Source organism: Salinispora fenicalii, from assembly GCF_000514815.1.
GTDB classification, from domain to species: Bacteria; Actinomycetota; Actinomycetes; order Mycobacteriales; family Micromonosporaceae; genus Micromonospora; species Micromonospora fenicalii.
Map to the genome: position 1 here is coordinate 561,443 of NZ_KI911471.1, position 15,218 is coordinate 576,660.

The 15,218-nt window shown below is 69.1% G+C and carries 10 protein-coding genes and 2 pseudogenes; 9 read left to right on the forward strand and 3 right to left on the reverse strand.

Annotated elements, in window-relative coordinates:
- The first annotated feature begins 494 nt into the window (after positions 1 to 494).
- Both B116_RS0120535 and B116_RS0120540 read left to right on the forward strand, forming a co-directional pair.
- Positions 495 to 722: a type II toxin-antitoxin system Phd/YefM family antitoxin gene (locus B116_RS0120535; protein ID WP_026321353.1), complete on the forward strand. Its 228-nt coding sequence runs from the start codon at positions 495 to 497 to the stop codon at positions 720 to 722.
- Positions 719 to 1,093, forward strand: a complete 375-nt coding sequence (locus B116_RS0120540) for a type II toxin-antitoxin system VapC family toxin (protein WP_018720210.1) — start codon at positions 719 to 721, stop codon at positions 1,091 to 1,093. Before B116_RS0120535 ends, B116_RS0120540 begins: the two co-directional genes overlap by 4 nt.
- An 82-nt stretch (positions 1,094 to 1,175) precedes the next feature.
- Here the strand turns inward: B116_RS0120540 and B116_RS0120545 are convergent, their stop codons facing one another.
- A complete protein-coding gene (locus tag B116_RS0120545) occupies positions 1,176 to 2,687 on the reverse strand; it encodes an MFS transporter (RefSeq protein WP_027661182.1) in 1,512 nt (503 codons plus the stop codon).
- A 46-nt stretch (positions 2,688 to 2,733) separates the two neighbouring features.
- On the reverse strand, positions 2,734 to 3,444 hold the full coding sequence (locus B116_RS0120550) for a siderophore-interacting protein (RefSeq protein ID WP_027661183.1): 711 nt from the start codon (positions 3,442 to 3,444) through the stop codon (positions 2,734 to 2,736).
- Positions 3,445 to 3,543: 99 nt separating this feature from the next.
- On the opposite strand from B116_RS0120550, the pseudogene B116_RS25535 reads away from it, so the two are divergent.
- The 3 genes and pseudogenes from B116_RS25535 to B116_RS26975 all read left to right on the forward strand — a co-directional run.
- Positions 3,544 to 3,945 (forward strand): annotated as a pseudogene (locus B116_RS25535) (GNAT family N-acetyltransferase); the annotation flags it as partial.
- A gap of 290 nt (positions 3,946 to 4,235) precedes the next feature.
- On the forward strand, positions 4,236 to 5,549 hold the full coding sequence (locus B116_RS0120560; RefSeq protein ID WP_223874629.1) for a M23 family peptidase: 1,314 nt from the start codon (positions 4,236 to 4,238) through the stop codon (positions 5,547 to 5,549).
- 72 nt (positions 5,550 to 5,621) lie between these two features.
- Positions 5,622 to 5,891 (forward strand): annotated as a pseudogene (locus B116_RS26975) (response regulator); the annotation flags it as partial.
- A 56-nt stretch (positions 5,892 to 5,947) separates the two neighbouring features.
- On the opposite strand, the gene B116_RS0120565 reads toward B116_RS26975, so the two are convergent.
- Positions 5,948 to 6,868 (reverse strand): helix-turn-helix domain-containing protein, encoded by a 921-nt coding sequence (locus B116_RS0120565; RefSeq protein ID WP_188116057.1) that lies wholly within the window; start codon positions 6,866 to 6,868, stop codon positions 5,948 to 5,950.
- A gap of 733 nt (positions 6,869 to 7,601) precedes the next feature.
- Here B116_RS0120565 and B116_RS0120570 point away from each other — a divergent pair.
- From B116_RS0120570 to B116_RS0120585, 4 genes are read left to right on the forward strand one after another with little or no spacing between them, the layout of a single operon-like run.
- Positions 7,602 to 9,398 (forward strand): AfsR/SARP family transcriptional regulator, encoded by a 1,797-nt coding sequence (locus tag B116_RS0120570; RefSeq protein ID WP_027661184.1) that lies wholly within the window; start codon positions 7,602 to 7,604, stop codon positions 9,396 to 9,398.
- Positions 9,395 to 11,593 (forward strand): TOMM precursor leader peptide-binding protein, encoded by a 2,199-nt coding sequence (locus tag B116_RS0120575; RefSeq protein ID WP_027661185.1) that lies wholly within the window; start codon positions 9,395 to 9,397, stop codon positions 11,591 to 11,593. The genes B116_RS0120570 and B116_RS0120575 overlap by 4 nt, the downstream gene beginning before the upstream one ends.
- Entirely contained in the window at positions 11,590 to 13,539 is a 1,950-nt protein-coding gene (locus tag B116_RS0120580) for a TOMM precursor leader peptide-binding protein (RefSeq protein ID WP_027661186.1), read from the forward strand. Before B116_RS0120575 ends, B116_RS0120580 begins: the two co-directional genes overlap by 4 nt.
- A gap of 9 nt (positions 13,540 to 13,548) precedes the next feature.
- Positions 13,549 to 15,213, forward strand: a complete 1,665-nt coding sequence (locus tag B116_RS0120585; RefSeq protein ID WP_027661187.1) for a nitroreductase family protein — start codon at positions 13,549 to 13,551, stop codon at positions 15,211 to 15,213.
- Positions 15,214 to 15,218: the final 5 nt, after the last annotated feature.

A 15,218-nucleotide genomic window follows, 5' to 3' on the forward strand; every position in this document is an offset into this window, starting at 1 on the left:
CTGCCGTTATGAGGAAGTAACAGGTGGGTAACGAGTGGCGAGGTGGATGCGCCGCCCGTGCCCTGCCGCAGCCACCGATCTCGCCGTCACCACGCCACGTCTCGATGTAGGCCCGTCCCGGGCGGCGGCACTGATGAAAGCCGATTTGTGGTGGTACTCTCCGGCGCACTGTCCACGCGTCCTGAAGGTGTTGCTATGCGGGTGCTCGCCGACCCGGGCTATGCACACCACAGTCCATGCCGGAGCTGAAGTAGCAGAGGTCGGCGTGGGAGGGTGTGTCTTCGGCAACACCGCGGCCCTCCTGTCACCGCTGGCGGCAGCGTGCGAACTACCGACGACGGTAGCGACCTGATCGAATGAGCCCGGTACTCCATTCATAGCGTGCCGGCCGTGGCCCGGACTGCTGCGCGATCAGCGAAGCAACTCGGCGCTGTCGGCTAAGGTGTTAGCTAACCTGGGAGGTGGTTAGCTTGACCGAAGCTGTGCACTACAACATGCATGACGCCAAGACCCACCTGTCCCGCATCATCGAGCGAGTGGAAGGCGGTGAGGAGGTCTTCATCGACCGGGCGGGCACCCCCGTGGCGAAAGTCGTGCCGTTGGTACGCCGGGTCAACCGCACCGCGATCGGCTCCCTCAGCGGGCAGCTGGACCTCTCCGGTGATTGGGACTCGCCCCACACCAATGAAGAGATCGCCGGTGACTTCGGCATCAGCGCATGAGTCTGTTACTGGATACCCATGTCGCGCTCTGGGCCATCACCGGCGATGCAAACCTGGAACCGGCATTCCTTGATCGGCTTCGTCATGATCCGGACATCTTTCTTTCGCCGGTGACCCTCTGGGAGATCACCATCAAGCAAGCGGCGGGGAAGCTCGCCGGACCGTCCGACCTCGCCGAGCGGGTCCGGGGCATGGGCTTTCGCGAATTGGCGGTGACGCACGCTCACGCGATCGCCGCTGGACGCCTCCCACCGCATCACCGTGATCCCTTCGACCGGATGCTGGTGGCACAGGCAACTACGGAAGGCATGACGTTGGCCTCGCGCGATGGGTCGATCGCGCGGTACGACGTGGACCTCCTCAAGGTCTGACCCGCCCTCCGCTCGGTGGTGCGGTGCCCAGCCGAGCTGGCCTACCCGCCGCCAGATGGAACGGGAGGTCGCCGCGGAGGTCTCAGCCGTGGGCGGAGATGCGGTCGGCGCGGTGCAGCAGCGCGGCGGCGACGAGGCCGCCGACCAGGACGGCCACCGCTCCCACCGTCTGGCCGGTACGCAGCGCGTCGGCGAAGGCGGCGGTGACCGCCTCCCGGTCCGGGCCCGCCGCGGCCAGGGCCGCGGGGAACGAGCCGGCGCCGGCCAGCGCGGCGGGCAACAGCGCGGCGAAGCGGGCGTTGAGCACCGCACCCAGCACGGCGATGCCGAGGCTGCTGCCCACCTCGGTCATGGTGCCGTCCACGCCGGCCCCGGCGCCCGCCTTGTCCGTGGGGATCGCGCTCATCACCGCCTCAACGATGGCCGGGTTCGCCAGCGCGCAGCCCGTACCCATGATGAGCAATCCGGTCAGTAGTGCGCCGTAACTGTCGGTGGGGACGTGGGTAACCAGCGCCAGCCCGCCGGCGAGCAGGGTCATTCCGGTGGCGATGGCGGCCGGTAGCCCGAGCCGGCGGATTATCCGCGTGGCGATGCCGCCAACGTTGAGCACCACGATGGAGAGCGCGAACGGCACCATCCGCAGCCCGGCCTCCCAGGCGGGGTAGCCACGGACGAACTGCAGGTGCTGGGTGAGGAGGAAGAGTGCGCCGGTGGCGCCGAACGTGATCAGCACGACGCCGCAGACCGCGCCGACGAAGCGGCGGTTCCGGAAGAAGTGCATGTCCAGCATCGGGTGGGCGACCCGCTGCTCCCAGCGGACGAAGAGCACCAGCAGCAGCACGCCGGCGATGCCCGCGCCGAGCACCTTCGTCGAGGCCCAGCCGAGCTCCGGACCGGAGATGATCGCCCAGACGATCGCGGTCAGGCCGACGGTGGAGAGCGCCACTCCGACCAGGTCGAGGCGGCCGCTGGCCGGATTGCGTGACTCCGGGACCAGCGCCCGCCCGGCGAGTAGACAGACCAGCACGATCGGGATGTTCATCAGGAAGATCGCACCCCACGGCAGGTGGGCGAGGACGATCCCACCGATCGGTGGCCCGGCGGCGAAGCCCAGCGCGCTGGTCGCTGCCCAGATGCCGATTGCCCGGGACCGTTCGGCGGAGTCGAAGACCTGCATGGCGATGGCGAGGGTGGTGGTGACCAGCAGCGCGCCTCCCACGCCCATTCCGGCCCGGGCGGCGATCAACTGCTCGGAGGTACGGGCGAGGCCAGCCGCCAGCGAGCCCACGCCGAACAGCACCAGCCCGATCAGCAGCATCCGCCGCCGTCCGTACCGGTCCACGGCACTGCCCGCACTGAGCAGCAGTCCGGAGAGCACCAACGCGTACGCGTTGATCATCCACTGCACGTCAGCGGTGCCCGCGTCGAGCTCCACTGTGAGTACCGGAACCGCCACCGTCAACACGGTGTTGTCCAGCACCACGACGAGTTGGGTCAGGCAGAGGATCGCGAGAATCAGCCAGCGGTGCGGCACCTTGCCGCCCGCGACGGGGAGGTCGACCGGCGCCGGCGCGGTCGCTGAGGCGCCGCTCATTGCGCCGCGGCTTCGTAGTGCATGGCCTGGCTGCCGAGTCGGCCCATCAGGCGACCCGCCAGTAGCCGAGGGAGGTGAGCTGGTGCTTGCTGACGCCGAGCGTCCGCCGTACGTGCCGGGTGATGCGGCGGGTGCTGGCCGCCTCACACGCCACCCAGTAGTGCGCGGTTTCGCCGGACGGTAGCGCGGCGCAGACGGTGTCGACCAGGTGTCGCCCATTGTCGCGGCGCGGCACCCATGTCACGTTGTGGTGTGCCCGGGCGCGCGGAGTCAATGCCTTCTCGTCTTCATGGGCGAACTCCAGCCACACGGTTGCGGGGATGTCGGCGCTGGCGTCCAGGAGGCTGTTGACCGCCGGTAGCGACGTCGCGTCCCCGACCAGGTAGAGGTGCTCCGGTGCCGGGTCGGGCAGTTGGAAGGTGCTGCCCTGCACAGTCGCGTCGATGGTGTCGCCGACCTGCGCGGTGGTGGCCCAGTGGGCGGCGCAGCCATCGTGGATGGCGAATTCCAGGGTGAATCGTCCGGTTGCTGGATCTGGGTCGACCAGCGTGTAAGCCCGCTGATGCGCCCGGCCGTTGGTGTCGAACCAGAGCCGGATCCACATCGTCGGGTGTACGCCGCACGCTGCGAGGAGCCCACCGTCGTCGAGGAGTAGCCGCTGGTAGCGCCCGGCAACCGACTCGGTGCTTAACACGGTGAGCCGGAAGTCCCGACCGCCCATGGCCCGGAGGACCAGGCCCTCCCAGTTTCGTTTCACAAACCCTCCAGCTAAGGTCAGCCTAAGTTAGGAGAGGTTAACCTAAGCGGAGCTCTGATGGTACCGCTCCTTGCCCGCCGGGCCCCAAGCTGCTGATGTTTCCTCGACGGGCTGGACACTCACCACGCGTATCTGATTCTGCTGAACGGTGAGCCGGTTGGACTGTTCCAGACCTATCGGCCGGAGGCGGACCCGGTGGGTGAGCGCTATGCGGTGCAGGTAGGGGACATGGGACTGCACCTGCTGCTCAACCCACCCCGGCGCTACCTCCGCGGCCTCACCACGGCCGTCGGTCCCGCGCTGGTCCGGTTCCTGCTACAAGATCCGGCCATTCGGCGCATCGTGGTGGAGCCGGACGTGCGCAACGAGGCTGCGCTGCGCCGGCTGCGGATCGAAGGGTTCACCTTCGCCGCGGAGATCGACATGCCCGACAAGCGGGCCCAACTGGCATTTCTGACCCGAGCCCGGTTCGAAGCCGACCATCCGACCCCGGTGGGATAGGAATTCACCCGCAACGGAGCCCTTGGGTGTCGGGCGGGTAGGTGTCGGGCCACAGAAGGGTGGCGTGACCCCGCCAGGCGACTTTACGCCGGGATGCACCCACAGACATCGGTGGTTGGAACTGCGATGCTTTACGTGGCACAGCGCGGGGGATTTGCTCGGGGTTCCGGCTGCTCCCTTACTCGGAGTGGCCCGGAGGGTAGGGAATTCGAGCAGGTTAATGGTATGTGACTGGTTGTTGTCATGGTGGCCGCGCTGACGAAAGCACCAGAACTGCTGATCATATTCCGATGAGAGGAAGTGTCGTGCACGTGGGTTTGAAGAATCCGAAGCTGGCTGCTCTGGCGGCTGTCGCCGCAGTGGTGGCGGCTGGTGTTGCGGCTCCGGCCGCAGCTCAGGCGGCTCCCGCAACACCTCCATTTGGGTCTACAATCGACGGATATGCGGCGTATGATGGCCAGGACACGTGTGATCCAACTGCCAAACCCGGCGTAGTCGCCTTTAGGGACCTGCTGAACGCTACCTATGATACCCACCAGTCAGGTATCGGACGCCAGTGTGATGGCGGCAGTGTCAGCGAGCACCATGAAGGACGAGCTCTCGACTACCACTTCAACTATTACAATTCGGCCGATCGTGCGGACGCGACCGACCTACTCAACTGGCTGCTTGCCACGGACTCCTACGGCAATAAGCACGCTATGGCCCGCCGGCTTGGCATTATGTATATCATTTGGAACAAGCAGATTTGGTCGTCGTACGACGCTTCTTCCGGTTGGCGGCCCTACAGTGGGGCCAGCCCGCACACCGACCACATTCACTTCAGCTTCAGCTGGGCTGGTGCGGAGAAGCGCACCACGTGGTGGTCGGCGAATCAGGTAGCCGGCAACGCCTCGGTGTATGGCATCCTCCCCGACGGCCGGCTTACCTACTCGGTGATCGATGCGCCTACCGGGGACCGGACGTTTGGGCCGGTGATCTCCAGTGCCTCCCTGGGCTTCACCCCAAAGGCGATGGCTACGATGAACTTCAACACCATCCTGGTCACTTCCACGGCCGGCAAGCTCTACCGGGTTGATGTCAACACGAACAATGCCTCGCTTACCTTCGAGCCCCCCGTCGAGATCGACTCGAGGGGTTGGGTGCATGACCTGCTCGCGTACGACGGCGCCGGCCACCTCTTCGGCATCTCTGATGGCCAACTGCGCCGGTACGGCGTCACCGTCGCGACGCATTCAGTCACGATCAACAGCAATACGGTGATCGCGGACAGCGGCTTCACGCTGAACACGCTTACCGCTACCGGCCCGAACTGGATCCTCGGGACGACCAGTGACGGCACCCTCCGGTCATACAAGATCAACGGTGCCGGCGACTGGGACGGGGCCACACTCGACCCCGACGGCTGGGGCTTTACCCATCTGATGTCGCCCGGTGGGGGCATCTACTACGCCCGCGACGCGAGCGGGGCGATGTACCACTACCAGGATGTCAATCCGTACGACCGGAACGGCAGCGACGTGGTGTACCACTTGGACGATCCAGTGGATACAGGCGGATGGACCCAGAGCCTCTTGTCGACCCAGCCCGACACCATCAGCTGACCACGACGACTTCAACGCCGCCCGTCGCGACAACCGGTCGCGGCGGGCGACGCTTGTCAGGCCGCCTCCACAATCGAAGACCATCCAACGGTGCGCGATGGACTGCAGCTGGCGGCGACCCGGCAGGGCCACACGGTGGCCGCGGTGGCGACCGGCGAGCAGGGGCTGGCCCAAGTGCACGAGGACGCCTGGGATGTCGTCGTCCTTGACCTCATGCTGCCGGGGAGGGACGGGTTCGAGATCTGTCCGCGGATCCGGAGCCTCGGCGACCTCCCGATCATCATGCTCACCGCCAGCAACGACGACATCGACATTACGGTGGGACTGGAGGCGGGCACCGACGACGTGGTGAATCCGGTGCGGGCCCGGGTGCTGGAGGTGCGAATCCTGCGGTGGGGTCAGATCCAGCGACGCAGTGCCACCTCCACGCCGGCCTGGAATCGACTCTTCGCGTCGAGGCGTCGCATCAGGTCATGGACGGTGCGACGCACGGTCCGCTCGGAGAGCTGGAGTTGGCGGCCAATCGCCTCGTCGGTACGTCCTTGGCGGAGCAGCCGGAGGATCGCCACAGTTTGATCGGTTAAGCCGTCCCTATCGGCCTTGGCTGACCTCGGGAATTCTCTGCTCTTCTCCCAGAGCAGGTCAAAGAGGAGACATAGCGTGGAGACTAGGGAGCTACCGCGGATCTCCAGCGCGCCGCGGCGGGACTGTGGCCCGATCGGGATGAGGGCAAACTGCCGGTCGACCAAGGTCATCCGAATCGGTGCTTCGGACATCACCCGACTCTGCTCGCCCTGCTCCGCCATCAGCTCGGCATATGCGCGAGACCCGGCGTCGTCCAGCGTGCTTTCCTGGTATATATGACGGATTGTCACCCCGCGGGAGAGGGCGATCTGGGTCAGCGTCTTGGCGGTCTCGATCGTTCCTGGCGGCATCGCCCGACCGGTGGTCAACGTCATGATGCTCTCGGATGCGGTGCAGGCGTGCTCGGTCAGGCGTTCCCACACGGTGTCGGCGCCTTCCAGCCGCACGAGTTCCTCCCGCCCGCGGTGGGTGTCGTGGCTGGCCGCGTGGGCGAGCACCGAGGCCCGTGCCGCCAGGAGCTTCGCCTGCTGTGTGATCATCTGTTGCTCGGCCTGGTGCAGCAGGGCGAGTAGGCCGAGCCGCAAGCTCACCGAGCGCAGACTGCCTTCTTGGTCGGGGGGCGGGTTGACTATTGCCTGGTCGGCCAGGGCGGAGAAGGCATCGTGGATGACCGCCTCCGGCACGTCCAGGCTCGTAGCGAGTTCATCGACGTTCCAGGTCGGGCGCTCCACCATCGCCCAGTAGACGGCCTCGATACCCGCCGATATGCCTAGCCTGTCGAGCAAGGTCACCTCCACCAGCTCTCCCAGGTGTTCACATTAGTGAAATCCGTCCGTTCCGCAAGGTTTAAATATTGAGGCTCGTCTTTTGGTTGGTCTCGAACGAGCTTCGTGGCGCGACCGCTACCGGGCTGGTCGACGCCGGTGCCCAGGGTCGCTCCGGAGGCCCGGCTACGACGGGAGTCACCGGGCCCGGCTCGGCGCCGTCGGTGTCTCCCCGCGCCGGAACGTCACTATCTCCCTGGTCGGCCCATCGGTCCTGGCTGCCCGGGCGTTGCCCGCCTAGCCGCCTCGGGCGTTGCCGGAACCGGCCGTGGCCGGTTCCGGCAACGCCCGAGGTGCTGACGTGGATGACGCCGGAACCGCACGATCATCGCGGCGGCGCTGCCCGGAGGCAGGTGGCAGATGAGGGGAGGTGCCCGATGTGTACCGGGCGGAAGTGGACGGTCAACGCATTTCGGGAAGATGGCGGTGATTGGATTGCGAATCCGATTAGGTGAACGGACCGAGTGGCTGCTACATCACGCTACTCGATCGCATTCCCGAATTTACTCCAGATCGTACGGTATTACAGGAATTGCAGGGCTGGCTCGGGTCACAGTGGGTAGCGGGGGGCCATCGCGCGCAGCGCATCGGGCCGGCGCCGGGATGAACGAGCACCGCGTGTCCACCGGGACGGGAGATGGCGATGGAGCCGGTTGCGGTGCGCCCATCCGGCGCTGACCGGCCAGCCCGACCGGCGGCGTTCCGGGTGCTCGGCCCGCTGACCCTCAGCAGCGGTGGGGAGACGTTGGTTCTACCACCGTCGAAGGTGACCTCGTTGCTCGCCGTGCTGTTGTTGCACCCCGATGAGGTGATCTCGGTCAGCGCTCTGCAACAGGCTGTGTGGGGCGACGCGCAGCCGGCCTCGGCCAAGGCCGCCTTGCAGACCTGCACACTGCGGCTGCGGCAACTGTTCAACCGGCACGGCATCACCGGCAGCGTGATCAAGACAGCGCCGGGTGGCTACCGGATCACCGCTACCGCCGCCACCGTCGACCTGATGCGCTTCCGCGAACTGATCGGTCACACCCGTGCCCTGCCGGATCCAGAGGCGGAGCTAGCGAGGCTGGAGGAGGCGCTCGCGCTCTGGAGTGACCCAATGCTGGCCAACGTGCCATCAGAGACGCTGCACCGCGACGTCGTACCCCGGATCAGCGAGGAGCGGGTCCGAGTGATCGAGCGGGTGTGCGATCTGAAGATTAGCCTCGGTCGGGACCGTTCCGCGCTGGTGGACCTCTGGACCGCCAACCGCGCGTACCCGGCGAACGAGCGCTTCTCGGCGCAACTCGCCTCGGTGCTCTACCGCACCGGTCGGCAGGCGGACGCCCTCGCCGAACTGCGCCGGATCCGGGAACATCTTCGCCACGAACTCGGCATCGCTCCGGGGCCTACCCTGCGTGCGCTGGAGCTGACCATTCTGCGGGGCGAAGCGGCTACTCCCGTCGCGCCGGTGGGCCGACCCACCATCGCGGTGTCCCGGCCCCCGGTCGCGTCCAGCCTCATCGGTCGGGACGCGCTCAGTGCGACCATCGCCGACCGTCTCCGCGCGGACTGCCCGATCGTGGTGCTCACCGGCCCACCCGGCGTTGGCAAGTCCGCGCTGGCGCAGTATGTCGGGCGGCTCGTCGCCCCCCATTTCCCCGGCGGCCAGCTCCGGGTGGAGGCGGCCACCGCACCGCTGCACGATGCCCGACGGCAGCTGCTCACTCCGGTTGACCAAGGTCACGGTGCCCAGGTGGGGCGGCGACTGCTGTTCGCCGACGACGTGGTCAACGGCAGCCACCTACGCGCAATGCCGGCCCTGTTGGCACCCGGCGACGCGCTGCTGCTGACCAGTCGAGAAAGCCTTTCTGGTCCCGTCACCCGACTTGGCGGCTGGCTGCACCGGGTGGAGCCGCTCGACCCCGCTGACTCGCTCCAGTTGCTCCGTTCCGTGCTGGGACCCGAGCAGGTTGATGCCGACCCAGAAAGTGCCGCGGAGATCGCGGCGCTCTGCGACCACCTGCCACTCGCACTGCGTATCGCCGCCACCCGCATTCTGCTGCGCACCCGGATGGAGCTCGCGGCGGCGGCTCAGTGGCTGCGTGCGGACCCGCTGAGCCGGCTAAGTCTGCCCGGCGAACCGGACATGTCCCTCGGCCACCGCTTCGATGAGGCTCTGTCCCGAGCGGGCGAAACGTTGGCGGCGGCCTTCGTCCGGTTGGCCACCGCGACTCCCACCGCCATCACCGCCGCGCAGGCCGCGCAGCTGCTCGACGTTGACCCGGCCACGGCACGGGACCTGCTTGACGGGCTGGTTGACCACAGCCTGGTCGAGGAGGCCGCGGACCACTACTGGATACGAGCCCTGCTGCGGCGACACGCCCAGCTTGCGGCCGAGCGGCACGCTCCCCACTCCGGCCCACCGCGACGGCCGCACCGAGCGAAGGGATCCCCGCGATGAGCACCGCATACGACACGGTGGCGCAGACCCGCCCGCGAGTACGCCACGACGTGCTGTTCACCCGGACCGAGGACGGAGTGGTGTTCCACAACGCCACCAGCGGCTTCCGGCTCACCTCCGCGACCGCCTACCGGCTGGCATCGTTGCTCGTCCCGCACCTGAACGGGCGTCATCAGGTCGCGGACATCTGCGCCCGGCTGCCCGCCGGGCAGCGGACCATGATCGGTGAGCTGGTGAAAGCGCTCTACGCGCGCGGCTTCGCCCGTGACGTCCCCGCAGCGGAGGCCGACCCGACGACGATCTTGGGCCCGGCGGTGGCCGCGCACTTCGCCACCCAGGTCGCCTATCTCGACCACTACACCGACCGGGCGCCGCAACGCTTCGCCACCTTCCGGAACACCTCGGTCGCGGTACTGGGTACCGGCCCGGTCGCCACTGCCTGCGCCACCGGGCTCCTTCGCAACGGTGCGGCCACGGTGACCAGCTCGCCGGCGGTCGTACCGCGGCTCACCCGGGAACTGGCTGAGCTGCGCGCGGTGGGCTGCGCCGCGACCGCCGTGCCGCTACCCGACGCAGGCGCCGAGGTCGGCTGGTCCGAGCTGGCCGCGGCGGAGATCGTGGTCGTGGCCGCCGGCGACGATGCGCCCCGCGACACCCTGCGGCTACTCGCGGCCGGAATTCCCCCCGGCCGGCTCCTGCTACCCGCCTGGGTTGCTGGCGAGCGGATGCTGGTCGGCCCGGTCCAGGGTGTCGGCCGTGCCGGATGCTGGTGCTGCGTCATGCTGCGGCTCGCCGACAACGACGAGACCGGTGGCGCCGGGCGGGTGTGGCAGGTGGCGGCGTTGCCGTCCGGGGCCGTGCCATCCGCCACCGAGCCGGACGGCCCCCTCGCGGCGATGATCGGCAACCTGCTGGCGTACGAGGTGTTCCGGCTAACCACCGGCGCGCTGCCCGCCGAGACCGACGGGAGCGTGATCGTGCAGCACCTCGCCTCACTCGACGTGCTGACCGAGCAACTGCTCCCGCACCCCCGGTGCACCTTCTGCCGGCCGGCCCCGCCCGAACCGGCCTGGATCACCGATGCGCTGGCCGACCCACCTGTCGAGGCCGACCCAGTGGCGGGGGCGCCGGCAGCGCTCGCGCGGCTGGAGTCCCACCAGCCACTGCTCCAGCCGCATCTGGGTGTGTTCCGCCGCTACGACGACGAGCGTTGGGACCAGACCCCGGTCAAGGTCGGTGCGGTCGAGTTCACCGATGGCAGCGGTCGGTGCCGTACGGTGACCGCGTTCGATGTCCACCACGTCGCGGCTGCCCGGCTGCGGGCGCTGCGGATCGCGGCCGTCGTCAACACCAGCAGGATCGCGACCGCCGTCCCCGCCTCCCACGACCTTCCACGGATCGAAGCCATCCGGCTCGGCCTCGCCTCGGGCTGGGACGCCGCCGAGCCCGACGCGTGGGCCACCGCCCGGTCACTGTTCACCCGCGAGGCGGTGGCAGTGCCGATGTCCGTGTTGGAGCCGTTTGGGGCGGCCAACCATCGGCATGGTGTCGAGCCGACCAATGCGGGCGGGGGAGCGGGTGGGGACCTTACCGAGGCTGTCCGGGCGGGTCTCGCCTCGGCGCTCGCCGGGCAGCGGCTCCGGCAGGTCGTTCTCGATCAGGAGACCGTCCAGAGGTTTCGCTTCGACACTATCGGCGTCACCCCCGAGCTGCTCTTCCTCACCAGGTCGACGGCGAACCTGGGCAGCACCGTGGAACTGCTCGACCTCGGCGGACAGGGCGACACCGGGGTGGCAGTGCTGCTAGCCCGCTCCTACGACCCGGGCCGCAGCCAATGGACGTACGCCCTCACCGCCGATCCCGATTGGACGGTGGCGGCCGCGGCGGCGCTGCGTGACGTGCTTGGTCAGGCCCAGCTGCGGGCGCAGGACCCCGAGGTCGTACCGGACATCGGCGACCCGGTGCTGATCGACTTCGACGCCGGCACGGTGCCGGTGCACGGCGAGGTGGACGTCGTCGGGCCGCGCCTGGACGAAGCTACCGGACAACGGGCCGGTCGCCGCTGGGCCGACGTGCTACCGCGGCTACCAGGCCTCGGGTACGACGTGCTGGTGGCACCCGTCGGCGGTGCGGACCTGGCTGCGGGCGGGCTGGTGGCGGTCAAGGTGCTGCTGGCCGCCGGAGGCGACCGATGAGCGACGCTGCGGCCGCGACCGACGACCTGGTCTGTGCCGGGCTGACCCGGCTGCTCGCCGAGCGGGGCTGCGACGCGGAGGTTGTCGCGCTCGGGGTGCGGGACGAGTACCGGGCGACGGTCCGCCCCGAGCGCGGACCGCGGGTGCTGCTCTACGGGCAGCTGGCGCTGATCGCACCGGTACCGCCGGCAGCGGCCTGCTCGACCTGCCTCGCCCGTCGCTGGCAGGCGGTGCGCCACCGCGACCTGCGCGACGCGGTGGAGCTGGGGGGTGACACGGCCGTGGCGGGTCCCTGGCCGTACGCGACCCCGCTCGTCGCCGATTTCCTGCATGCGTTGATCGCGGCACGTCGCACCGCCGACCCGCTCTCGGCGGCCCGCAGCCGCGCTGTCACCGGATCGGCTCACAGCCGTGCTGTCACCGGATCGGCCCGCACCCGGGCGGGGACGCCGAGCACGGTGCTTCAGGTCGACCTGTCGACCCTGCGGGTGCAGCAGGTGCCCCTCCTGCCCGATCCCGAGTGCCCGGGCTGCGGCGATCTGATCACCGATGCACCGGAGCTGGCGGCGATCGAGCTACCCGCCACACCGAAGGCGGAGGCGGGTACGTTTCGCGGCCGGGACCTGGACGACTACCCGCTGGATGTGGCGGCGTTCGCCAACCCGGTGTGTGGGGCGCTCGGTGGCAGTCTCTGGCAGGACGTCACCTCGCTCTCCACCTCCCCAGCGGTCGGCTCGTTCACCCTGCGATCTGGCCGCTTCCTACGGGAGACGCTCTACGGCGGGCACGCCGACGGCTACCGACGTAGCGCCCGGATCGCGGTGCTGGAAGGAATGGAACGCGCCGCCGGCCTGCGTCCGCGGGGCAAGCGCACCGCTGTCACCGCGACGCTACGGGAGCTGGGTGACGACGCCCTGGACCCACGCGAGTGTGGGCTCTACCCCGACGCCTTCTATCAGGCCAATCCGTACCTGCACCGGTTCGAGGTGGACCGGCCGATCACATGGGTCTGGGGCTGGTCATTGCGGGACCAGCGCCCCCTGCTGGTGCCGGAGATTCTCGCCTACTACCACGTGGCGAGCGTCGAGGAGCGCTTCGTCCAGGAGACTTCGAACGGCTGCGCCTCCGGCGGATCCATGGTGGAGGCGATCTACCACGGCCTGATGGAGGCGATCGAGCGCGACGCATTCCTGTTGGCCTGGTACGGCGGCCGGCCCCTACCGGAGCTCGACCCGGCCAGCATCGACCAACCACGGGCCCGGATGATGGTCGACCGGCTGGCGATGTACGGCTATCGGGCCCGATTCTTCGACACCCGGATGACCTTCGACATCCCGGTGGTGACCGCGGTGGCCGTTCGGGAGGACGGCGGTCTCGGTACCCTCGCCTTCGGTGGCGGGGCGAGCCTCGACCCGCAGGTCGCGATCACCGCCGCGCTCTGCGAAATCGCCACCGACTCCGTGATGGTGCGGGTTCGCGCCCGCGCCGACGAGACCCGGTTGCGTCGGATGACGACCGACTTCTCCCGGGTGCAGGGCCTGCACGACCACCCGCTGCTCTATGGCCTGCCGGAGATGGCGCAACACGCCGCGTTCCTGCTGGATCACGGCACCGCGTCGGTCCCGATGACCCAGCTGTACGAGCGGGACCGTCCCGCCCCGCCGATCACCACCGACCTGCGTGATGATCTCGAACGCTGCCTGAAGCAGGTGACCGCGCAGGGCTTTGACGTGATCGTCGTGGACCAAACCGCCCCCGAGCAGCGCGAGCTGGGTCTGACGACGGTGAGTGTGCTGGTCCCGGGTCTCCTGCCGATCGACTTCGGCTGGCTGCGCCAGCGCGCCCCGCACGCGCGGCGGCTGCGGACCGCGTTCCGCGCCGCCGGGCTCCTCGACCGAGACCTGCGCGACGACGAAATCCACTCCGTTCCCCACCCGTTTCCGTGAGGTGCCGCCATGACGTCCGAGAACCCCGGCCTCGCCCACGCGTACGCGACCGCGATCCTGCATCGCAGCCGTGAACCGATGCCGCCGGCCGACTTCGCGCCGAACTGGGCCGACGCACCCCGCCGCGGCAAGTACTACCCGCAGGCCAGCGCCTTCGGGCTGCCCGCACCGCCGAGCGCCGACGCCGACCTGGACACCGCGCTGCGGGGCCCCGGCCACGCCGACGAGCCGTTCACGCTGCCGCTGCTGGCCGGCCTGCTCCACCACTCGTACGGGCTGCTCGGACGGCGGCTCGGCATCCAGGCCAACTCCGACCTGGGGGTGCTGCCGTCGTACGCGTACGCCAACTGGTACCGCGGCGCCGCCTCCGGTGGAGGTCTCTACCCGTGCAGCGTCTACTGGGTCGCCGGGCCCGGCGCCGGAGTCACCCCGGGCGTCTACTACTACGCGCACGCCCGGCACGCGATGCAGCGGCTGCTCGGCGGCGACGTCAGTGCTCGGGTGAACGCGGCGGTCGCTCCGCCTCGCCCCGCCCGCCAGTTTCTGATCGTCGGGGTGAAGTACTGGCAGAACGCCTTTAAGTACAACAACTTCTCGTACCACGTGGTATCGATGGACCTGGGTACCCTGCTGCAGGCGTGGCGGCTCTGGGCCGGCGCGCAGGGCCGACAGATCCGGCCCGTTCTCTGGTTCGATCAGGCGGCCGTCGCCGATCTGCTCGGCCTCGTCCCCGATGACGAGGCGCTCTTCGCCGCCGTACCCCTGACCTGGGCCGCACCCATGCCCGCTGCGTCCACGCCCGCTGCGTCCACGCCTGCGCCCATGCCCGCTGCGCCCATACCTGCCGCGTCCACGCCCGTCGCCCCCGCCGGTCGCGGGGAGCCGCCCCCGGTCCGGGTGCGGCATCACGACCAGGAACGATCGCGGACGCTCCTCCACTTCGACACCCTGCGGCGGGTCAGCCGCAGCACCGCCGCGTCGGTTGACCGGCCCGCCACCGGGGCGTTGGCATCCGCCGCCGCTCACCCGGCGCCGTCGGGCGGAACCCGCCTGCCGTTACCCGCCGCCGTGCCGCTGACACTTCCCGTGGAGGCCGCCCTCAACACCCGCCGCAGTAGCTTCGGCCGGTTCCTACGAAATCGCCCCATGGCGGCCGCGCACCTCGCCGCGCTGTTGAAGGCTACCGCCGCCAGCACCGTGCCATCCGAGATCGACGGTCCCGCCGACCGTCCGCTGACCCGGATCTACGCCTTCGTCAACGCCGTGGCCGCCGTGCCCGCCGGAGGGTACGCGTACGACCCGCAGGAGCACAGCCTCGTCGCCATCACCAGTGGCCCGCCCGGGCCCTTCCTGCAACGCAACTACACCCTGGCCAATTACAACCTGGAGCAGGCAGCGGTAGTCCTCGTCGCGACGGTGCGTACGCACGCGGTGCTGGACGCCACCGGCGACCGGGGCTACAACCTCGCCAACGCCACCGTCGGCGCGATGGCCCAGACCTTCTACACCGTCGCCGCCGCGCTGCGTCTCGGCGCGGGGGTCGCGCTGGGCTTCGATGGCGTCTCCTACGTCAAGGAGCTGGGACTCACCGGCAGCGACGAATTCCCGCTGCTCATCATGCTCGCCGGCGAGGAGCGCGGGCAGCTCGGCAACTACCGATACGAGCTGCGGTGAGGCAC

What these genes read in the sequence shown, in the direction of transcription:
- B116_RS0120540 (WP_018720210.1), top strand. Translation starts at nt 719, where the DNA reads ATGAGTCTGTTACTGGATACCCATGTCGCGCTCTGGGCCATCACCGGC.
- B116_RS0120565 (WP_188116057.1), bottom strand. Translation starts at nt 6,868, where the DNA reads ATGGTGGAGCGCCCGACCTGGAACGTCGATGAACTCGCTACGAGCCTG.
- B116_RS0120580 (WP_027661186.1), top strand. Translation starts at nt 11,590, where the DNA reads ATGAGCGACGCTGCGGCCGCGACCGACGACCTGGTCTGTGCCGGGCTG.
- B116_RS0120570 (WP_027661184.1), top strand. Translation starts at nt 7,602, where the DNA reads ATGGAGCCGGTTGCGGTGCGCCCATCCGGCGCTGACCGGCCAGCCCGA.
- B116_RS0120545 (WP_027661182.1), bottom strand. Translation starts at nt 2,687, where the DNA reads ATGAGCGGCGCCTCAGCGACCGCGCCGGCGCCGGTCGACCTCCCCGTC.
- B116_RS0120535 (WP_026321353.1), top strand. Translation starts at nt 495, where the DNA reads ATGCATGACGCCAAGACCCACCTGTCCCGCATCATCGAGCGAGTGGAA.
- B116_RS0120575 (WP_027661185.1), top strand. Translation starts at nt 9,395, where the DNA reads ATGAGCACCGCATACGACACGGTGGCGCAGACCCGCCCGCGAGTACGC.
- B116_RS0120585 (WP_027661187.1), top strand. Translation starts at nt 13,549, where the DNA reads ATGACGTCCGAGAACCCCGGCCTCGCCCACGCGTACGCGACCGCGATC.
- B116_RS0120560 (WP_223874629.1), top strand. Translation starts at nt 4,236, where the DNA reads ATGAGAGGAAGTGTCGTGCACGTGGGTTTGAAGAATCCGAAGCTGGCT.